General features: G+C 61.6%; 18 protein-coding genes. 10 read left to right on the forward strand and 8 right to left on the reverse strand.

Translation table 11 applies throughout. The features are described from left to right. The first annotated feature begins 45 nt into the window (after positions 1-45). The 7 genes from A477_RS0121735 (at position 46) to A477_RS0121765 (ending at position 9157) form a co-directional block, all read left to right on the forward strand. Positions 46-2064: a helix-turn-helix transcriptional regulator gene (locus tag A477_RS0121735; protein ID WP_026005840.1), complete on the forward strand. Its 2019-nt coding sequence runs from the start codon at positions 46-48 to the stop codon at positions 2062-2064. Positions 2065-2073: 9 nt separating this feature from the next. Next, positions 2074-2424: a hypothetical protein gene (locus A477_RS0121740; RefSeq protein ID WP_017200959.1), complete on the forward strand. Its 351-nt coding sequence runs from the start codon at positions 2074-2076 to the stop codon at positions 2422-2424. 36 nt (positions 2425-2460) lie between these two features. Then, on the forward strand, positions 2461-2730 hold the full coding sequence (tatA, locus tag A477_RS0121745) for a Sec-independent protein translocase subunit TatA (protein ID WP_017200960.1): 270 nt from the start codon (positions 2461-2463) through the stop codon (positions 2728-2730). 6 nt (positions 2731-2736) lie between these two features. Beyond that, the gene (gene tatC, locus A477_RS0121750) at positions 2737-3573 is read left to right on the forward strand and encodes a twin-arginine translocase subunit TatC (RefSeq protein ID WP_017200961.1); all 837 of its coding nucleotides are present in this window, start codon (positions 2737-2739) and stop codon (positions 3571-3573) included. Between the two features lie 24 nt (positions 3574-3597). Beyond that, positions 3598-6573, forward strand: coding sequence for a DEAD/DEAH box helicase (locus A477_RS0121755; protein ID WP_017200962.1), 2976 nt, complete (start codon positions 3598-3600; stop codon positions 6571-6573). 48 nt (positions 6574-6621) lie between these two features. Then, on the forward strand, positions 6622-8265 hold the full coding sequence (locus A477_RS0121760; protein WP_017200963.1) for an amidohydrolase: 1644 nt from the start codon (positions 6622-6624) through the stop codon (positions 8263-8265). 148 nt (positions 8266-8413) lie between these two features. Next, positions 8414-9157: a polyprenol monophosphomannose synthase gene (locus A477_RS0121765; protein ID WP_017200964.1), complete on the forward strand. Its 744-nt coding sequence runs from the start codon at positions 8414-8416 to the stop codon at positions 9155-9157. Between the two features lie 83 nt (positions 9158-9240). Here A477_RS0121765 and A477_RS0121770 read toward each other — a convergent pair whose 3' ends face one another. From A477_RS0121770 to A477_RS0121785, 4 genes are all read right to left on the reverse strand, one after another. After that, positions 9241-9588, reverse strand: a complete 348-nt coding sequence (locus A477_RS0121770; protein WP_011774875.1) for an RNA polymerase-binding protein RbpA — start codon at positions 9586-9588, stop codon at positions 9241-9243. Between the two features lie 257 nt (positions 9589-9845). Continuing rightward, the gene (locus A477_RS0121775; protein ID WP_017200965.1) at positions 9846-10823 is read right to left on the reverse strand and encodes an SPFH domain-containing protein; all 978 of its coding nucleotides are present in this window, start codon (positions 10821-10823) and stop codon (positions 9846-9848) included. Between the two features lie 91 nt (positions 10824-10914). Then, entirely contained in the window at positions 10915-11376 is a 462-nt protein-coding gene (locus tag A477_RS0121780; protein WP_026005842.1) for an NfeD family protein, read from the reverse strand. A gap of 80 nt (positions 11377-11456) precedes the next feature. Continuing rightward, positions 11457-12299, reverse strand: a complete 843-nt coding sequence (locus A477_RS0121785) for a putative RNA methyltransferase (RefSeq protein ID WP_017200967.1) — start codon at positions 12297-12299, stop codon at positions 11457-11459. Positions 12300-12367: 68 nt separating this feature from the next. Here A477_RS0121785 and A477_RS0121790 point away from each other — a divergent pair, with 68 nt between their 5' ends. Then, positions 12368-14389 (forward strand): S9 family peptidase, encoded by a 2022-nt coding sequence (locus A477_RS0121790; RefSeq protein ID WP_017200968.1) that lies wholly within the window; start codon positions 12368-12370, stop codon positions 14387-14389. A gap of 21 nt (positions 14390-14410) precedes the next feature. Here the strand turns inward: A477_RS0121790 and A477_RS0121795 are convergent, their stop codons facing one another. After that, on the reverse strand, positions 14411-15085 hold the full coding sequence (locus tag A477_RS0121795; RefSeq protein ID WP_017200969.1) for a peptide deformylase: 675 nt from the start codon (positions 15083-15085) through the stop codon (positions 14411-14413). Positions 15086-15139: 54 nt separating this feature from the next. Between A477_RS0121795 and A477_RS0121800 the strand changes: the two genes are divergently transcribed. Continuing rightward, a complete protein-coding gene (locus tag A477_RS0121800) occupies positions 15140-15547 on the forward strand; it encodes a nuclear transport factor 2 family protein (RefSeq protein WP_017200970.1) in 408 nt (135 codons plus the stop codon). A 51-nt stretch (positions 15548-15598) separates the two neighbouring features. Here A477_RS0121800 and A477_RS0121805 read toward each other — a convergent pair whose 3' ends face one another. The 3 genes from A477_RS0121805 to A477_RS0121815 are packed head-to-tail and all read right to left on the reverse strand — an operon-like array spanning position 15599 to position 18607. Further along, positions 15599-16729, reverse strand: a complete 1131-nt coding sequence (locus tag A477_RS0121805; protein ID WP_017200971.1) for an FAD-dependent oxidoreductase — start codon at positions 16727-16729, stop codon at positions 15599-15601. Continuing rightward, the gene (locus A477_RS0121810) at positions 16722-17474 is read right to left on the reverse strand and encodes a class I SAM-dependent methyltransferase (protein WP_017200972.1); all 753 of its coding nucleotides are present in this window, start codon (positions 17472-17474) and stop codon (positions 16722-16724) included. The genes A477_RS0121805 and A477_RS0121810 overlap by 8 nt, the downstream gene beginning before the upstream one ends. Beyond that, on the reverse strand, positions 17471-18607 hold the full coding sequence (locus tag A477_RS0121815) for a type III polyketide synthase (RefSeq protein ID WP_017200973.1): 1137 nt from the start codon (positions 18605-18607) through the stop codon (positions 17471-17473). Before A477_RS0121815 ends, A477_RS0121810 begins: the two co-directional genes overlap by 4 nt. Positions 18608-18738: 131 nt before the next feature. On the opposite strand from A477_RS0121815, the gene A477_RS0121825 reads away from it, so the two are divergent. Continuing rightward, positions 18739-21132, forward strand: a complete 2394-nt coding sequence (locus tag A477_RS0121825; protein WP_017200974.1) for an ATP-binding cassette domain-containing protein — start codon at positions 18739-18741, stop codon at positions 21130-21132. Positions 21133-21152 lie beyond the last annotated feature (20 nt).

The raw sequence follows: 21152 nt of genomic DNA on the forward strand, positions 1-21152 counted from the left end.
ACGCGCCTTGCTGCTTTCCCGCTGGTTTTTAGTAACGTAGCAACCGTGTCCGCATCCCGCACCGAACGTCTCCTGAACCTGCTCTTGGCTTTACTCAATACCAAGGTGGGCCTTCCACGTGCCGTGCTGCGCGAAAAGGTTTACCACGACTCAGCCGACAATGATGTCGCTTTTGGACGTATGTTCGAGCGCGACAAAGTGGATCTGAAGCAGTTCGGCTTCGAGATCGAGACCCTCACGGACCCGCGCAACTTCGGTGCGGACGACCCCGCCTCGACTCGCTACCGGATCGGCAAGGACTCCAACCGGCTTCCTGATGTGAGCCTGACGGCTGCGGAGAGCACCGTGCTTCTGCTGGCGGCTCAGCTGTGGGAACGCGCTGCTCTGGGAACGGCAGCCGCTAACGCCGTCCGCAAGCTGCAGGCAGCAGGAGGCTTCACGGACGTGGACCTCCCTGCAGGCGTCCAACCAAGGATTAAACCCGCCGGACAAGCCTTCGACGACGTCGTTGCGGCCATGCACGGCAAGCATCCCGTCCGCTTCGGCTACCTCGCGGTCAGTACCGGCCGGGAAGAAGTCCGCGAAGTCGAGCCATGGGGGCTGGGCAGCCGCTTTGGTCAGTGGTACCTGGCGGGCCTGGACCGGGGGAGAGGGGCCAAAAGGCTCTTCAGGCTCTCACGGATGACCACGGCAGTGAGCGTTGTAACCGCGAGCAGCTTCCAACCACCGGAGGGCTTCAGTGCCCGGGCGGAGTTGGACGCACTCAATGAGCTGCCCGTCCAACAAGCAACTCTGGACATCGATAAGGACAGATTGCTTGCCTTGCGCAAAAGGTCCGTGTCCGTCGAGCCAGCTCCGGATGCAAGCAGTCGTGACCGCATCACTGTGGATTTCCGGGATCCCGAGCAGCTGGCCGAAGAGTTGGCATCCTACGGCCCCCACGTCAAGGTGGCGGGGCCCGCGGAGTTGCGCACCGCCGTCGTACGCCGCCTTACGGCTGCCGCAGACTTTGATGACTCTCTGCCCATACCCCTTGAATTTCCGGAAGCCGGACGTGCGCCCCGGACACGCAAGCGCACCTCAGAAGACCAACTTGCCAGGATGCTTCAGTTGGTACCCTTCCTGGTTCACCATCAAGGCCTGCACATCCAGCAGGTGGCCGATCACTTTGGCATCAGCCGCAAGGCGCTGATCGATGACCTGAAGATCCTTATCTGCTCGGGGCTGCCCGAGGGGTACCCGGACGATCTGCTGGATATTCAATGGGAGAACGATCACGTGTACATCTCCGAACACCTCGATTTGAACCGTCCAGTGCGCTTCAGTGAAGACGAAGCGGCTGCGTTGCTGACCGGCCTGGCCATGCTGGGCGATCTACCGGCACTGGCGGGAATGCTCGCGGACGAGTCGGGGAGCGCCTTGGAATCGGTCACCATCAAGCTGACTGGCGCCGCCGGGCAGGCTGCACGATTGGCCGGCTCAGTCTCCGGGCAGTCGGTGGCGCCGGAACAGTCACACGCTTTCGCCGCCATAACCCGGGCAATCCGTGAGGGCCGGCAGTTGCGACTCAGGTACTTCTCACTGCAACGCGACGAAGTGACCGAGCGTGACGTGGACCCGCTGCGGCTCTACTCGCTGGACAACACCTGGTACTTCGAGGCGTATTGCCACAGCAAGGCCGGTATCAGGAACTTCCGCCTGGACAGGGTAGAAGCGTTGGAGGCCAACGGCCGGGCCGTGTCCACGCCGCCAACAGCCGGGCAGAATTTTCCGGCCCGGCTGTTCACGCCCAGCGATGATGACGTGCTGGTGGTCCTCCAGCTGACTCGCCAGGGGGCCGGGCTGGCTGACGACTACTACGCCGAGCGCACCGCTCAACTGCCCGACGGCGGCCTGCTCGCCGAAGTTCGGTTTGGCAACGCCGCATGGCTTCCGATGTTCGTTTCGCAGCATGGAGGCACCGTTCGGATCCTCGATCCCGAGCACCTTCGGCAGGAAAGCCGCGCGTGGGTCGACGCGGCCTTGGCGCAGTACAACTCACCTTCAAGCACGAAGGCTGGCTAGACTACTCAGATGCCTTGGTGGTTCTGGATCCTGTTGTGGATCGCGCTTATTGCCCTGTCGTTGCTCTTTCACCTGACTCTGGGCTATCGCCTGTACAAGAAATTCATGTCAACTGTTCATGATCTGGGTGCCGCGGGTAAACGTTTCAGCAACCTTCCTGCTTCCCAGGAAACCTCCGACGTTGAAACCGCCGAGCCACGGCCCGCGCCGGGGTCCGCAATTTTTGCCTCACCGGAACAGATGCGTCATGATTACCTGACGGCCAAAGCCTTCCGTCAGGAAGATCGTCGTCAACGACGCGTCAAGCGCAAAGCCGAGCGGGGTCAACCCCAATCCCTGCACGACATTGAATTCAGATAGACGTAGGATGTATCCAAAAGGAAAGGACCTCCCCACATGAGGCTCGAAGGCTGGCATCTCATCATCATCATCGTCCTGGCTCTGGTGCTCTTTGCAGCGCCGAAGTTGCCGTCCATGGCGCGCAGCATCGGGCAGTCGATGCGCATTTTCAAGTCTGAGGTCCGCGAAATGAAGAAGGATGGTTCTTCCGAAGCCAAGGACTCCCAGGACGCTTCCGACGCCGTGGAAGGCAAAGTAGTGGGCCACCCGGACGTCAAGGCCAAGAACAACGGCGAGACTGACGTACCGCCCTCCAACCGCGTCTAAAGAGAAGTGGTAGAGACGAAGGGGCGCAAGGCCAACCCCGAAGCCCGGATGGCGCTCCTGGATCACCTCAAGGAGCTGCGAAACCGGCTCTTCAAGGCTGCAATCGGCGTCATCCTGGGAACAGTGGTGGGCTTCATCGTCTACCAGCCTCTCCTGGAAGCACTGATCAAACCGATCAAGGACCTCAACGAAAAAGAGGGACGCGCTGCCACGCTGAACTTTGACGGCGTCGCCAGTTCATTTGACCTCATGGTCCAGGTGTCGGTTTTTCTTGGCGTGATCCTGTCAAGTCCGGTCTGGATTTACCAGCTGTGGGCCTTCATCGTTCCGGGTCTCCACAAGAAAGAACGGCGCTTGGCATTGTCCTTCGTGGCAGCAGCCGTACCGCTCTTCATCGGCGGTGTCCTGCTTGCTTGGCTTGTGTTGCCCAACGCGGTTCGCGTCCTGACCGACTTCACTCCGGTGGGCGGTTCAAACTTCATCAGCGCCGAAATTTATCTGGCCTTCGTCCTCCGGCTCCTCTTGGCCTTCGGAATCGCCTTCCTTGTTCCCGTGGTGCTGGTGGGACTGAACCTCGCCGGAATCATCAAGGGCAAGCAGCTCATCAAAAGTTGGCGAATCACTATCTTCCTGGTGTGCCTGTTCGCTGCGATGGCCGCTCCCGGCGCCGACGCCATGAGCATGTTCTACCTCGCAGCACCCATGCTGCTCCTGTTCTTCGCGGCGATCGGTATCTGTGTCCTGAATGACCGCCGCCGTGAGCGCCGTGCCATCAAGCGGGCGGCTGAGACTGAAGCCACTGCAGACATCGCAACCCCGGCCACGGATCTGGAGAATCTCTAGACCGTGGGCCACTAGGCTTGATGCATGTCCTCCATTTCCGGGTCTTCCTCTCCATCAGACCGTTACCAGGCGGCAGCCCAGCGGGCGGCTGAGTCGAAAACTTATCTAGGTGCCTTCGCACGTTCCTTGGACTTTGAACTGGACGACTTCCAACGTGAGGCGTGCAGGTCGCTCCAGGAGGGCCGCGGTGTTCTGGTTGCGGCCCCCACGGGTGCCGGTAAGACGATCGTTGGCGAGTTCGCCATCTACCTGGCTTTGGAACGTGGACTCAAGGCGTTCTACACCACGCCCATCAAGGCTTTGAGCAACCAGAAGTACTCGGAACTGGCGGCAAAATACGGTTCGGCGAACGTGGGGTTGCTGACAGGTGACACCACCATCAACGGCGAAGCTCCCGTGGTGGTCATGACCACCGAAGTCCTGAGGAACATGCTGTACGCCGATTCCGAAACCCTCGGCGATCTTGGGTTTGTAGTGATGGACGAGGTTCATTACCTGGCCGACCGCTTCCGTGGTGCCGTGTGGGAAGAAGTCATCATCCACTTGCCCAGCGAAGTGCAGGTTGCCTCGCTGAGTGCCACGGTTTCCAACGCGGAAGAATTCGGCGCGTGGCTGGATACGGTGAGGGGGGATACCGACGTCATCGTCTCCGAACACCGTCCCGTACCGCTTTGGCAGCACGTCATGGTGGGCCGTGAAATCGTGGATCTCTTTGCCGGCGACACAACGTTCGACGAAATTGCGCCCCAAGCTCCAGGAATGCAGGAGACCGAGGCGCCGGACCTTTCCGAAGCCCATGAGGTGGTGGCCGAGCCTGTCACCACTGACCACCGGCGCGCCTCTGCCAAGCGCTCGTCCGCAGACACAGTCCGCCAGGCAGTCACCGGCCCCGAGTTCGAGGTCAATCCGGACCTGTTGGCCATGGCCCGCTCCGAGAGCCGGATGAACATGAACGGCCGGTTCGGCCACGGTGGCCGGAGTCGGCGTCGCCAGGACCGTTATCGCGATGAGCGGCAGCAGCCCGAGCAGCGCAGTCCCGTGCGGAAAGCCAGCCGTCCCCAAGTCATTGAGAGCCTCAGGCGTCAGGATCTCCTGCCTGCCATCACCTTCATCTTCTCCAGGGCCGGCTGTGACGCTGCCGTCGCCCAGTGCGCAGCATCGGGACTTTGGCTGACAACCGAACGCGAACAGCAGATCATTGCCCAGCGGGTGGACGAGGCAAGCCACGAAATTCCAGCGGACGACCTCGACGTCCTCGGATTCTGGGGTTGGCGCGATGGCCTCATCAGGGGCTTTGCTGCCCACCATGCAGGCATGCTTCCCACGTTCAAGGAAGTAGTGGAAAAGCTCTTTGCCGACGGCCTCGTCAAGGCAGTCTTCGCCACCGAAACACTGGCCCTTGGCGTCAATATGCCCGCACGCTGCGTCGTGCTTGAAAAGCTGGAAAAGTTCAACGGTGAAGCGCACGTCAACATTACGGCGGGGGAGTACACCCAACTCACTGGTCGCGCCGGACGTCGTGGCATCGACGTCGAAGGCCATGCCGTGGTGCTGTGGCAGCCGGGAACGGATCCGGCTGCCGTAGCTGGCCTTGCCTCCCGACGCACCTACCCCCTGAACTCCAGTTTCAGGCCAACGTACAACATGAGCATCAACCTTATTGCCCAGTTCGGACGCGTCCGGGCCCGTGAAATCCTTGAATCCTCGTTTGCCCAATTCCAAGCCGACCGCTCCGTCGTAGGCCTTGCCCGGCAGGTGCGGGGGCGCGAAGAATCGCTGGCGGGCTACGCCAAGTCCATGCAGTGCCACCTGGGCGACTTCACCGAGTACGCAAAGCTCCGGCGTGAACTCAGCGACGCGGAGAATTTCGCCGCCCGCGACCATCAGCGGGCCCGGAAATCCCATGTAGCGGATTCCCTTGCACGCCTGATCCCCGGCGACGTCATCAGCATCTACAGCGGCCGGCTCACAGGGCATGCCGTGGTGCTGGAGGTGGACCGCAATGCCCGGGAACCAAGGCCCTCCGTCCTCACCTCTGATAACCAGTTGAGACGCATCGGTGTCCACGACCTCGACGGTCCGGTGTCGCCCGTGACGCGTATCCGTATTCCGAAGTCCTTCAATGCCAAGGTTCCCAAATCCCGCCGGGACCTCGCTTCGTCCATGCGGCATGCCATCAGTGAGGACGCACCCCACAGCCGTCGCAACAGCAGGCACGAAGACTTTGGCCTCGGGGCGCGCCAGCCGGATCAGGAGAAGAAGATCGCGGACCTTCGGCGGGCACTGCGGGCTCATCCGTGCCACGGCTGCAGCGAACGCGAAGACCATGCACGGTGGTCGGAGCGCTGGTGGAAGTTGCGTAGGGAGACCGATGGGTTGGTCAGGCAGATCCAAGGCAGGACGAACAGCATTGCCAAGACTTTCGACCGCGTTTGCGATGTCCTGTCGGTCTACGGTTACCTTGAAACCAACGACGCCGGACATGTCACCATCAGCACCGACGGGCAGCGGCTTCGTCGGATCTACGGTGAAAAGGACCTGCTCATTTCCCAGACTGTGCGGCGTGGTGCCATCAACGACCTCGACGCCGCCGAACTGGCCTCGCTTGCCAGCACCCTGGTTTACCAAGCCAAACGGGAAGACCGCGGCCTGCGGCCCAGGATGCCCAGCGTTGCCTTGGAATCAGCCATTGAGATAGTCATCCGCGAGTGGTCCCAGTTGGAGGACACCGAGGAGCGCAGCAGGCTGCCTCTCACCGGCGAACCGGAACTTGGACTGATGTGGCCCATGTACAAGTGGGCCAAGGGACGTCATCTTCAGGACGTGCTCAGCGGAACCGACCTCGCTGCCGGCGACTTTGTCCGCTGGGCCAAGCAAGTGGTGGACCTCCTTGACCAGCTGGCCAAGATCCCCCAACTCGACCCACGCTTGGCCCGCATTTGCCGCGAGTCCATCGACTTGGTGCGACGCGGCGTCGTGGCCTACTCCACAGTGGCTTAGCGCCTCTCCATTTCATTGAATGTTTTCAACGCTCGAGGAGCACAACGCATGAACCAGCCAGGCGTGCCCGCCGGCCAGGACCGCAGGGTCACCATGTACCGCAACGGGTCGATCTATACCGCCGCAGATCCTTTTGCCACTGCGCTGGTGGTGGACGGCGATACCGTGGCTTGGGTCGGCTCCGAACAGGCAGCTACTTCCATAGCTGACTCATCCATGGAGGTCATCGACCTCCGCGGAGCCCTCTTGGCGCCGGGATTCGTGGACTCCCATGCACACCTGACGGAGACAGGCCTTGCCCTGTCCGGCCTGCAGCTCTCCGGGGTGCGTTCAGCCACGGAACTGCTCGACGCCGTTGCCTCCGCCAGCGGCACGGGCACGGTCCTGGGCCACGGTTGGGATGAAACGACGTGGCACGATTCCACGCTCCCTGGCTTGGAGGAAATCGATAGGGCGGCCGCGGGGCGACCTGTCTACCTGTCACGCATAGACGTCCACTCCGCCTTGGTTTCGTCGTCGTTGGCCGCGGCCGCTGGCCTGGACGGCCTCGACGGTTTCTCCGGCACCGCCCGCGTCGTTCGTGCGGCACATACGGCCGCGCGGCTGACTGCCCGGAAGTTCCCGGAGCACGAACGTCGCGGATACCAGGAAGCGGCCCTTCAGGATGCGGCTTCCCACGGGTATGTAGCCTTGGCCGAGATGTCTGCGCCTCATATTTGCGGGTCCGAAGACCTGCGAATGGCCACGTCCTGGAACGAGGACTGGAACCGGCCTGAGGTGCTTCCCTACTGGGGCGAGCTGGCCACCTCTGAGGCGCACGCCCAGTCGATTCTGGACAGTCTGGGTACGCGGGTCCTGGGCCTTGCCGGTGACCTGAACATTGACGGTTCAATCGGCTCCCGTACGGCGGCCCTCGTGAACGACTATTCCGATGCACCGGGCCAACGCGGCAGTCTATACCTGTCAGTGGACGACGCCACCAAACATCTCGTGGCCACGTCGCTCCTGGGTGTTCAGGCTGGGTTTCATGTCATAGGTGACGCTGGTCTCGGGGCAGTGCTGGACGCATTGGACGCAGCCGCCGCAGAGGTGGGGGAGCAGCGCCTCCGGGCCGCCGGCCATCGGCTTGAACACGTGGAGATGGCTGACCAGTCCGCCATCGACCGGCTGGCCAAGTACTCGGTGTCGGTCAGCGTACAGCCCGGTTTCGATGCCGCGTGGGGTCAACCAGGTGGGCTCTACGAACAGCGGTTAGGTGGCCGCAGCCAAACGATGAACCCTTTCGCTTCCTTCTACGCCAGCGGTGTCCCTATCGCTTTCGGCAGTGACAGCCCGGTCACTCCTCTCCGCCCGTGGTCAAGCGTGCGGGCATGCCTGGAGCACAGCAACCCGGAGCAAAGGATCTCGGCCCGTGCCGCCTTCTTGGGCCATACCCGTGCGGGGTGGCGGGCTACCAAACACCGGAACCCGCTGATGGGCCAGTTGGTCCCGGGCGCGCCGGCCAGTTTCGCTGTGTGGGAAGTGGATGAACTGATGGTCCAGGTGGCTGATAGCCGTGTACAGTCGTGGAGCACTGATCCTCGGGCGCGGACCCCTCTGCTGCCTGCCTTGGACACCGGCGGCGACCCCCGATGCCTTCAGACAGTGCGCGAGGGCCACGAGTTGTTCGCCCACGAGTCGCTGAGGGTGTGAAGCCCGCCCTGATTGTCCGGACCATGTGTCCGGGGCCACACCCGCCAAATGAATCCTTGTCGTCGTCCTATAATGGAGAGTTGCGCCAGAACACCAGCCGCCAGGCTGCTCCGGCACACTGACCGCTCCATCAAGGAAAGGCCTCTACTTGCGTGTCCTGACGATCATTCCCACCTACAACGAGCTGGAATCGCTCCCCGTGACATTGGGACGGCTGCGCGCAGCAGTACCCGACTCCGACGTCCTTGTGGTCGACGACAACAGCCCTGACGGCACGGGAAAGCTTGCCGACGGCTTCGCGGCAGAGGACAGCCAGGTGCATGTCCTGCATCGCAAGGGCAAGGAAGGCCTTGGGGCCGCCTACATTGCCGGCTTCAAGTGGGGACTGGCTGCAGGCTACGACGTCCTGGTTGAAATGGACGCCGACGGTTCGCATAAGCCGGAGCAACTGCCGCTGCTCCTCGACGCCGTCAGCGAGGGAGCAGACCTTGCCATGGGCTCCCGGTGGGTTCCCGGTGGCAGCGTTGTTAACTGGCCGCTCTACCGCCAGGCGATCTCCCGCATCGGCAGCACCTATGCCCGCATCATGCTGGGCGTAAAGATCAAGGACGTTACCGGCGGCTACCGGGCATTCCGCCGCAGCACGCTCGAGGCCCTCAACCTCGACGAGGTCGAATCGGTTGGCTACGGCTTCCAGGTTGACCTCGCGTGGCGCGTGGCCAAGCTTGGCCTCCGCATTGAGGAGCGTCCCATTACCTTTGTCGAGCGTGAGCTCGGGGCATCCAAGATGAGCGGCAACATTGTTGTGGAAGCCATGATCAACGTCACCAAATGGGGACTGGCAGCACGTTGGGAAAAACTCACCCGAAAGTCGCCCGCAGTCGCCAAGTAACTCGGGACGTTTGCATGCAGAAAGGCCGGGTCCGGTTCCCCTAAGGAACCGGACCCGGCCTTTGTCTTTTAGTCAGTAACCGACTATGCGGAGCGGCGCTCTCCACGGCGCTCACGCAGGATGTTCAGACGATCCTCAAGGATCTGCTCCAGCTCGGGAAGGCTACGGCGCTCCAGGAGCATGTCCCAGTGGGTGCGGACGGCTTTCTCGTTGGCGTCCACAGGTCGCTCGCCATCAACCAGCAGTGCTTCCTTGCCGGTCTTGGAAACCCATACGGGGGGAATTTCGGCTTCGGAGGAGAAGGTTACGAAGACCTGCTCGCCATCCTCGCAACGGTACTCGACCCGCTGGCGCGGTGCCGGTTCAACGCCGGATTCTGTTTCCATGCTCTGGGCGCCAAGACGCATACCCCGCAGGCTGCGATCGCTCATGATTACTCCCTCTGTCTGTTCACGGAGCAGGAACTCCGCGCTAGCCGTAAGCCGTTTTCACGATCCTTACGGACTACTTCTGCACACCTTGCATCACTAATTGCAACGCCTGGCCAAGCTTTAATGTTCCATCCACGCTGAACCAGCCGGACAAATATCCCATTATACGCGGATCATCGCCCAGTACTCAAAAGGGCCATCAACAAGCGAGCGGCCAGCCTGAATGGCTGGCCGCTCGGTGACCCTTCGACAGTGAGTTATTCAGCTGGCCGGGCCTGCGGGGCCGCGGCTGCCGGCTCTGAAGTCCCGGACTGTTCATTGTTTCCGAAAAGGCCGATGGGGGAGTCCCCGTTATTGCCTCCAAGGGCGCCGCCGATACCCTTGAGCGCCTCGCCGACTTCACTCGGGATGATCCAGAGCTTGTTCGAGCTTCCCTCAGCGATCTTGGGAAGGGTCTGCAAGTACTGGTAGGCAAGGAGCTTTTGGTCCGGGTTGCCCTTGTGAATGGCGTCGAAGACCTTCTGGATGGCTTGGGCTTCACCGTCTGCCCTGAGGATGGCCGCCTTCGCGTCACCTTCAGCAGCAAGGATGGCCGCCTGCCGCTGGCCTTCGGCGGTAAGAATCTGCGACTGCTTGGTGCCTTCAGCGGTCAGGATGGCTGCACGGCGATCCCGTTCAGCACGCATCTGCTTCTCCATCGAGTCCTGAATGGAGTGGGGCGGATCAATCGCCTTCAGCTCGACGCGGGACACACGGATTCCCCAGCGGCCCGTAGCTTCGTCCAGGACACCACGCAGCTGGCCATTGATCTGGTCGCGGGATGTCAGGGCTTCTTCGAGGTTAAGCCCGCCCACCACGTTACGAAGCGTGGTGGTGGTCAACTGCTCCACGGCCTGGATGTAGTTGGCGATCTCGTAGGTTGCTGCCCTGGGATCGGTGACTTGGAAGTACACAACGGTGTCAATCGAGACCACCAGGTTGTCCTCGGTAATGACCGGCTGAGGCGGAAACGATACAACCTGTTCACGCAGGTCGAGCAACGGCAGCAGCCGGTCGACGAACGGGATCAGGATGGTTAGTCCCGGGTTAAGCGTCCGCTGGTACTTGCCGAGGCGTTCAACGACGCCGGCACGTGCCTGCGGGATGATCCTGACCGAACGGACCAACACGATGATGACAAAAATGACGAGAACAACCAGCACAATTGCCGCTGCTGTTCCTCCTAAGCCGTCCATACATCTCCTTCATTCCCCAATTGCGTGGTTTGATGCGACTGGACCCGGGCAGGCTGCCCGGATCGGCAACCGCAGAAATTCAAGGGCGCGCCTAGAGCGGGCCGTTCCCGGCAGGCGAGGCTACTACCGCCGTCGCGCCGTCGATCCTGGTGACCTGAACTGTCGAACCGGCGTCGAGAACACCGGCCGTGCTGCGGGCGCTCCATACGTCGCCGCCGATCTTGACCAGTCCACTGGTTCCACTCACGGCTTCGATGACGAGAGCGGACTGACCGATGAGCCGGTCGATATTGCTGCGCTGTTCGGCTGGTCCCTTATGCAGGTGCTTCATGGCGACAGGACGGACAAAGACGATCATTAGGAGGGAGACCACGGAGAAGATCACGATTTGGAGCCAGAAATCGGCCCCCGCGAAGTCGGCGATCAGTCCGGCAAGGGCACCGCCACCGAGCATGATGAAGAAGAGGTCGAGGGTAAGCATCTCCACCACCGCGAACGCGAGGAAGACCGTGAGCCAGAGGGCCCACCAATTCTCGCCGAGCCATTCAAACATCATTTCCCCCTTGGTCCCGGATCCCGCGAGCGGGATCACAGTCACTGTTCCTCCATCCTAGCCCGACGTCCCGTCCCACGTCAGGCCGCTGCGAATTCGCTGATCCGGAACTTCGCGGTGGTGGACACAGGGCCCTTAAATGTAGCCAGCTCCGCCAACTCTCCACGATGCAGGTGGTGCCCCGCCGGACCCATATAGGCTAGGTCAGCTACCTCCTGACCACTCAGCAACAGGGGAAGGTCCAGGATTTGGCTGACGCCTGGGTCAAAATAGCCCTTCATGGATTCGGCCAACCGTTCTTCCTTGCCCTCCTCAATGCCAAGCATCCCTGTCCGGGCTGCGATTTCAGCAAGATGGCCTGGCCTGGGTGTCACAACAATCAACGAGCCCCCTGGCCGCAGCACACGGGCAAACTCGGCGGGGTTTCGCGGGGCAAAGACTACCGTGACCACATCCACGGCGTTGTCCGCAACGGGCAGCGGACGCCAAATGTCCCAAACAAGGTTGGCCGCCTGCGCGTTGAGCCGGGCGGCGCGCCTCAGTGCGAACTTGGAAATATCCACACCAATCCCCGTGGCCCCCGACATCTGAAGGACTGCGTGCAGGTAGTGACCGGTGCCCGTGCCGGCGTCGAGAACCAGCGCGTCGGGATGGTGAAGTGGTCCGGCGGCCGCCGAGGCAAGGGCTTGGGAAAGTCCGGAGTAGTGACCGGCGTCCAGGAACCTGTGCCGGGCCGCCACCATGTCTGCAGAATCGGCTTCGAACACCGTGCCTTTGCCCGTCAGCAGGTTGAAATAGCCTTGTTTAGCGGCATCGAACAGATGCCCGGCCTCGCAAGCGAGAGTCCGTTGCTGGACTTCCCTGAGCTGTAACCTCCCTTGGCACACAGGACAGCGGAGGGCAGCAACAGCGTGGGACAACATGGCTTCAATCCTACGGCGGACGGAGTGTCTGGTGCCGGGCGTGGGACCGCCGGGCTAGGCTCACCAACGTGAAACCCGAGCAATTGCATCTGCTGAACACCGTGTCCGCCCCGGCAATCCACCCCGATGGCAGCAAGGCGGTGGTTTCCGTCGTGAGGCCGGACTTTGATGCTGACAGTTACGTCGGCCAGCTGTGGAGTATTCCTTTGGACACCACCAAGTATCCGCGACGCATCACGCGCGGCTTCCGGGACAGTTCCCCGGCATTCTCACCCGATGGCCTGGTTTTGGCGTTCCTCAGGAACGACCCGGATGGAAAGCCGCAACTGTTCGTCGTGGAGGCCGCGGGCGGCGAGCCGCAACGGATCACGGATCAGCAGGCCGGTGTAGGAGGGTTCGTGTGGGCGCCGGATTCCCACCGCATAGCGTTCGAGGCCCGCGTGCCCGAGCAAGGCCGGTACGGGACCGTTGACGGAGTCACCACCGGCGGTGAAGATGCCCGCCTGATCACCACCAACCAATACAGGATGAATGGCCTCGGATATACGGCAGACCAGCGTCAGCAGCTGTTTGTGGTTGAAGTCCCGGAGCTGGGCGGCGAACCGGTCGTTGTTCCGCGCGGGAGGGCCGCCCATGAACAGCCGACGCGGACGGTTACGGGGGTTCCTACTGCACAGCAGGTCACGTTCGGCGACTCGGACCACGAGTCGCCGTGCTTTTCAGCTGACGGCTCCCACCTGTACTTCGTTGCCGCCCTCCATGAAGGACACGACGACGACCTGGTCACCTCCGTCTATCGGATCGGCGCCGGCGGCGGCCGGCCGACCGTCGTCGAACCGTCCAACAAGACGTTGCAGACTGTCACTGCTGTCCGTGCCTCCACGGACGGCCGTTGGCTGTTTTACGTGGCCCAGAACTTAGGACACACCGGCAAGGACTTTGTGGCTCGGAATTCTGTTCTGTACGTCATGCCCGTCGCAGGGGGAGAGGCTGCCGCGCTGACCGACGAGGAACATTTGGACGTGTCTGGTCCGCTGGAACCCAGCGGACCAGCCAGTGTGCTGGTGCTGAACACAGCGTTGGGAAGTGTCGAACTGCTGGACGTCACGGCGGAAGGTGGGATCACACCCCTGGTCCACGGTGCCCGGGTAGTTATCGGGGCGACGGTGGCTGCCAACGGGGAAATTGCCGTAAGTTTCTCCGATTCCTCAACCGTGGGAGATGTCGCGTCACTTGAACGGGGAGAGATCCGCCTCCTCACGGACTTCTCCGCCATCCTGCGCAACAACTCCCGTGTAACGGAACCCCTGGACTTCGACGCCGAATCCACCGACGGACACCCCCTTCATGGTTGGGTCGTCCTGCCTGATGGCCCAGGCCCACACCCGGTCCTACTCACCATCCATGGCGGCCCCTTCTCCCAGTACACCGGCGCATTCTTCGATGAAGCGCAGGTTTACGCCGCTGCAGGGTACGCAGTTGTCATGTGCAATCCACGAGGGTCCGCCGGCTACGGCCAAGCCCATGGGCGCGCCATCAAGGAACGCATGGGGACGCTGGATATGCAGGACGTGCTTGCGTTCCTCGACTCAGCGTTGGTCTCCTTTGAGGGCTTGGATAAAGACCGGGTGGGGATCATGGGGGGTTCCTATGGTGGCTACCTGACCGCTTGGACCATCGCCCACGATCACAGGTTCAAGGGTGCGATTGTGGAGCGCGGCTTCCTGGACCCGGTCAGCTTTTCGGGTTCCGCTGACATCGGTTGGTTCTTCGGGGCCGAATACACCGGAGGGACACCGGAACAGATGACGGCCCAAAGTCCCATGGCCGTAGTTTCGCGTGTCGACACACCTACCCTGGTGATTCACAGCGAGAACGATCTCCGGTGCCCCATCGAACAGGGGCAGCGGTACTACGCACATTTGAAGGCCCAAGGCGTGGACACTTCCCTGCTGATCTTTCCTGGGGAAGACCACGAGTTGTCACGGTCCGGGACGCCACATCACCGGAGGCAGCGCTTTGACCACATTCTCCGTTGGTGGGCGCAGTACCTTCCAACGGATGCTAATCAACCGGAGGACCAGCTGTAGCCATACAGGCCGGGTTCAGCGTCAGCGAAGGAATCCAAGAGCCCGGCGGGCCTCGTCAATCTCCGGCGCGAACCACCGGGCCGAGTGTTCAGCATTGCTGGACAGGGAACGCAGTTCCGCCCGGTCCAGATACAGGATGCCGTGGAGATGGTCCGTTTCGTGTTGCACAATGCGGGCCTGCCAGCCCGAGAACCACTCTTCCACGGGTTCGCCCGCAGGACTGGTGTAGCGCAGCTCCACATTCCGGTGGCGTGTCACAACGGCCTGATACCCGCTCACGGAGAGGCACCCTTCATAAAACGAGGCTGTCTCAGTGCCCAGCGGACGGTACTCCGGGTTGATAATTGCGAAGAATTCCAGCTGTTCCCTGTGACGTACCGCGGCAGACTCCGGGTCCACCTCATATTTGTCCTCCAACACGGCCAGCTGCAGCGGGATGCCCAGCTGGGGGGCGGCCAGTCCAACGCCCGGGGCGTCATGCATGACGTCCCTCATTCGCTCGATGAAAGCGGCCAACTCGGCATCATCAACCTGGCCGTCATAGGGGGCGGCCAGCTGGCGCAATACGGGGTGCCCGGCCTGCACAATGGTCGGGAGCCCGTCTGCATCAAGCAAGCGACGGACGGCGTCACGTATCCGGGTGGGGTTGTAGTCCGTGGCGGGGCTCGTGGCCTCAGGATGAGGTTGGTGCGTCATACAGTGAGCCTAACGCGATGAAGGCATTTCGAGCGTGTGGGCTAGGCTCGACGAATGATCGATTCCACCCCTTTGGATTGTGTACTCGGCTTTGTTCGAACGGTTGAGGCCGGCGGCGGGGCTGCTGAATTGCGGCCTTTCCTGGCCGACGATTTCAAGCTCACGGAGTGGCCGCACGCCTTGTCCAAAACGGGTTCCACCCGGAACCTGGCCGAAACGTTGGCTGGCGCCGACCACAGCAAGGACATTGTCTCCGATCAGCGCTTTGAGGTAGTCCGCACAACAAGCCAGGACAACCGGGTGGTGCTGGAGATGAACTGGTCAGCCACGCTGCTCCTTGACCTGCCGCACTGGGACCGCGGCGACACCATCCGAGCAAGGAGCACTGCGGTCTTCGAGTTGCGGGACGGCCTGATCATCAGCCAGGACACGTACGACTGCTACTACACGACGCCGGAATAGCTGGCGCCCTGGGGTAACCAGCGCCTTGGAGTACCTAGCGCCCTGGGGTAACTAGCGCATAGTGAAGCGGCGCTGCACCAGTTCTGAAATTGCCGGTATGGCCAGGGCGTTTGCGAACAGCGTATTCCTTGCTGACATGGCGGGAGGCGGCAGTGGCCTGCCCAGTGCCATGTTGAGCCCGGCCTGACGTGAGGCGCGAAGCGCCGCTTTCCTGCGTGACTTCTCGAAATGTGCCACATCGCGCCCTACGTTGGCGCCCCGCAGGGATGCATCAATGATGGGGGCCAGAGCTGCAGCATCCAACCAACCTAGGTTCATTCCCTGCCCCCCGATGGGGCTGATTTCGTGCGCCGCATCCCCAAGAAACACCACCTTGCCGTGAACCATGCGCCGACTGAGCCGCGACCGTACTTCAAAGGCACTCAGCATCGAGTTGCCGGCTATGTCCAGCACCTCACCGGTCCTGGCCGTGATCAGTTCGGCGAGCACCGCCGGCGTCGGATTCCCGTGCGGTGCGCCCAGCCTGACGACCCATCTCCGGACGCCTCCTGGCAGGGGAAACGACTCGACGATTCCTTCGGGTTCCAAGTACAAGACGGCGTCGGTGTCATGCCCCGTGGTATCCGGGAAATCGCCCATGATGTAGCAGTCCGGATAGCTGCGGGAGGGGCCACCCGGCAGGTAGCGGCCACGGATGGTTGAATGCGCTCCGTCGGCGGCTATCACCAAGCGGGCTGCTACCTCCAAGCTGCCGGAAGGCGAAAATGATCGTACACGCAAGGTGCCGCCGGCGTCGTCGATCTCCTGGACGTCGGCATCCCGGACGACCGCGTCGGCATCCAGTTCCTTTACCGCCAACTCCAGGACTTCCTCGGTGATCGTCTGCGGAAGGGCAAGGATGAAGGGAAAGGCTGGGTCGCCGTCGAACGCAAGGCCGGCCACCCGTCGTCGCCGGCTGTAAGCCACACCACGCTTGATGTGGACCCCGGCAGTTACCAAAGGGTCGGCAACTCCCGCGCGAGCCAGCTCTGCCAAGGCCGGGGGGTGGATTCCGATGGCCCTCGAACTGTCACTCCTGTTGCTCCGGCGCTCCAGTATGCGGACCTGATGCCCCCGCTGAAGCAACAGAACCCCCATGAACAGCCCCACAGGGCCGGCACCAACGATCACAACGTCAGGCACGGTCCTCCAATCGGCGCCAAGCATCAGCTTGGGGAAGTTCACGTACCGGACCTTCGTGAAAAAGGAGATGGTGCCAGGGCCCGTTTGCTTCCACTGACCATGTGGAGGGAACAACGGCTTTTAGTTCCTCCGAGGTGTAGCTGCGCCTGATCGACGTCAAACCGTCCCCGCAAATGTAGGAGCCTACGCCCAACGGCCAAAACCCCGCCAGGAACAAAAGATACGCGATGTTGCTGCGATTGAGGTCGTTATGGAGGCAAAGTCCCCGGCTCAGCAACTCCGAATCATGGAGGACCGCCGCAAGCTCCCCCGGATCGAGGTGATGAAGGATGTGGTTGGAGATGACGACGTCGAACTTCCGGCCCTCAGCGACCAACTCGGAGCTATGTGCCCTACGGTAGCTGACGCCCTCCACGCGAGGCGCCCTGGAGGCAAAGGCGAAGGCTCGCTCATCCGGGTCAATCGCCGTCACGGTGAGCCTGAGGCCATCCCGCCGGGCCCACCGCGCTAGGCTCCGTGCCACATCACCGCTGCCGCTTCCAATGTCCAGCACAGACGCCGCACCGTTGGCTACCAACAGCGGACGGAGTCGTCGACGATACGTCCCGTGCCACCCCGATAACAGCCTGTTAACCACGGGGAAACGAGCGTAAGTCCTGGTGAGGCGCCTGGGATCGCAGTCAGCTTTGTCCATCTCCTCAACGGCGTGCAGGTCCCTCTCCTGGAGGGATCCCCAAGGCCTCACAGGGCAGGGGAGACCAGCGTAAAGAGTCCCGTCTCCACCGTCAGGCCGGGGCCGAACGCCATGGAACAAATACGCTCCTCACGTTCACTGACCGGCTGCTCCAGCATGTACTTCAGGACGAACAGGACAGTAGCGCTGCTCATATTCCCGTATTCCCTCAGTGTTTCCCGCGCCGGAATCAACTGCTCCTGGCTGAGTTCCAACTTGGACTCCACCTTGTCCAGGATGCTGCGACCGCCGGGATGGATGGCCCAGTGCGTGATGTCCCGGTAGGGGAGGCCCGCCAGGGAAGGCTCCTTGGCGAGCAACGGCTCCAGGGCACCGGTGATGTGTTCCTCGATGATGTGGGGGACATACGAGCCCAGGACCATTTCAAATCCTTCGTCGCCGATGTTCCAGGCCATGGCTTCCTCGCCTACAGGCGTCAGGACCGTCTCAAAGTGGTCCAGCCGGATGGCCGGCTCCGGTCCCTGCAGTTCCCGTGAACTTACGACGGCGGCCGCCGCGCCGTCACCGAATATCGCTGACCCCATGATCGTGTCGGGGTCGTTTGAGGTCCTCACATGCAAGGAGCAGAGTTCAACGCAGATCACCAGGACTACCGCGGCAGGGTCTGCAATGCAGAATTGCTTGGCTGCCTTGAGCGCGGGGAAAGCCGCATAGCAACCCATGAAGCCGAGGTGGTAGCGCTGGACGGCGGGGTTGAGCCCCAGAGCCCTGACCACCTTGTAGTCCGGACCGGGATTGAAGAATCCTGTACAGGACACTGTGATGACGTGCGTGATGTCATCCAGGTCGATCCCCGGGGCTTGAGCCACTGCGGCTTTGCCGGCTTCCACGAACAACTTAGTGGCTTCAGTTGCAAAGATTTCGTTCCGGATTTTAGTACTGGGGCTCAGGACGCGATTGGTTTCGGGGTCGAAAAACTGCGGATTCTCAGGATGTGCATCAAGGCTGAGCTCCGCTACGGCGGTGTACCGGGTATCTATGGCTGCTGAGTCGAAACAGGTGCTCACGAGCCGCGTTCCAAGCCTTGTAAGCCCGGGCTGTGAGGCGAAAACGTCACGGGCTTGCTGCTGGACGAGGATAGTTTGGGGAACGGCGGTTTCAAGGGACCTCATGTATACCGGCATGCTTCATTCTTAGCGAGTAAACCTAGGAAGACAATGGCAGAATCAAACGTACTGACCGTTGCCGGTCAGCGAGAGCCAGGCGACGCCGACGGGGGACTGTTGGGCAGCGCCGCCTAACAGATGGAGAAATCATGACTATTGCAACGAGCACGGACACGCAATCTCCCGGGTCCCATGTTGCGGACACCCACGATTTGATCCGTGTCCAGGGCGCACGTGAAAACAACCTTAAAGACATCACCATCGAAATCCCGAAGCGCCGGCTCACGGTATTCACGGGCGTCTCCGGCTCCGGGAAGAGTTCGCTGGTCTTCGCGACCATTGCCGCAGAGTCGCAGCGCATGATCAACGAAACCTACAGTGCTTTTGTACAGGGCTTCATGCCGTCCTTGGCGCGGCCCGACGTCGACGTGCTTGAAGGATTGACCACGGCGATCATCGTGGATCAGGAGCGAATGGGCTCCAACCCGCGCTCGACAGTGGGTACCGCCACAGACGCCAATGCCATGCTGCGGATCTTGTTCAGCCGCCTTGGCCAGCCCCACATTGGTTCGCCCAACGCCTACTCATTCAACGTGCCCACGGTAAAGGCCAGCGGCGCCATCACAGTGGAACGCGGCGAAGGCAAAACCAAGACAGAGAAGGCCACGTTCAATCGCTTGGGCGGCATGTGTTCCCGTTGCGAGGGAATGGGCTCGGTCAACGACTTTGACCTCACGGCTCTGTACGACGACACCAAATCCCTGAGCGAAGGCGCCCTCACCATCCCCGGCTACACCATGGATGGATGGTATGGACGGATCTTCAGCGGCTCAGGGTTCTTCAACATGGACAAGCCCATTGCCAAGTTCACCAAGAAGGAACTCCACGACCTCCTCTACCGTGAGCCCACCAAAATCAAGGTGGAGGGGATAAACCTCACGTACGAAGGCGTGATCCCCAAGATCCAGAAGTCGATGCTCAGTAAGGATGTCGACGCCTTGCAGCCGCACATTCGCGCCTTCGTGGAGCGGGCCATAACCTTCACCACATGTCCCGAATGCGAAGGCACCAGGTTGAGCCCCGAGGCAAGGTCCTCCAAAATCAAGGGCAAGAGCATCGCGGACGTGTGCACCATGCAAATCAGCGATCTCGCAGACTGGGTTCGCGAACTTGATGAGCCCTCCGTAGCTCCTCTGCTCAAGGGACTCCAGCACCTCCTTGATTCTTTCGCCGGGATCGGTTTGGGCTACCTATCCCTTGACCGTCCCGCAGGAACGTTGTCCGGGGGAGAGGCCCAGCGGACAAAAATGATCCGGCACCTGGGGTCGTCCCTCACGGACATCACCTACGTCTTTGACGAACCGACCATTGGCCTGCACCCACACGACATCGAGAGAATGAACCAGCTGCTGCTGCAGCTTCGCGATAAGGGCAACACGGTGCTGGTGGTGGAACACAAACCGGAAACCATCGCTATTGCCGACCATGTGGTTGACTTGGGGCCGGGCGCCGGTACCGGAGGCGGCACAGTATGCTTCGAGGGCGACTTGGAGGGTTTGCGGGGGAGCGACACCATCACCGGTCGCCACTTGGACGATCGGGCCTCCATTAAGGACAGCGTGCGTACCGCCGCGGCTCACTTGGAAATCCGGGGCGCCTCAACAAACAACCTCAAGAACGTCGACGTCGACATCCCCCTTGGCGTCCTCTGTGTCCTCACCGGTGTGGCTGGGTCGGGCAAGAGCTCGCTGATTCATGGCTCCGTAGCCAAGCGTGACGGTGTCCTGGTGATCGACCAGGGTGCCATTCGCGGATCCCGCAGGAGCAACCCTGCCACCTATACAGGCCTGCTGGAACCCATCCGTAAAGCATTTGCCAAGGCCAACGGCGTCAAGCCTGCGCTTTTCAGCTCAAACTCCGAGGGCGCGTGCCCAACGTGTAATGGAGCGGGTGTGATTTACACGGATCTGGGCGTGATGGCCACCGTTGAGTCGCCGTGCGAAGAGTGTGAAGGAAAGCGCTTCCAGGCATCTGTGTTGGAGTACCGGCTGGGTGGACGCAATATTGCAGAGGTGCTTGCAATGTCTGTGGATGAGGCTGAAGTCTTCTTCAGTGAGGGCGAAGCCCGGACCCCGGCTGCCCACAAGATTCTCGATCGCCTTGCTGATGTTGGCCTGGGCTACCTAACGCTGGGTCAGCCCCTCACTACGTTGTCCGGTGGTGAGCGCCAGCGACTCAAGCTGGCGACGCAGATGTCCGAAAAGGGCGAAATTTACATCCTGGACGAACCGACTACCGGCCTGCATCTGGCCGATGTCCAAAACCTGCTGGGCATGCTGGATCGCCTGGTCGAGTCCGGGAAATCTGTGATCGTCATCGAACACCACCAAGCTGTCATGGCACATGCTGACTGGATCATTGATCTTGGACCGGGCGCCGGACACGACGGCGGCAAGATCGTTTTCGCTGGAACGCCGGCTGAGCTTGTGGCGGAGAAACCAACGCTGACGGGCAAGCACTTGGCGGCTTACGTCGCGGGATAACGTTCCGCTGGCGTGGGCGC

It is taken from the genome of Arthrobacter sp. M2012083 (genome assembly GCF_000281065.1).
GTDB lineage: Bacteria > Actinomycetota > Actinomycetes > Actinomycetales > Micrococcaceae > Arthrobacter.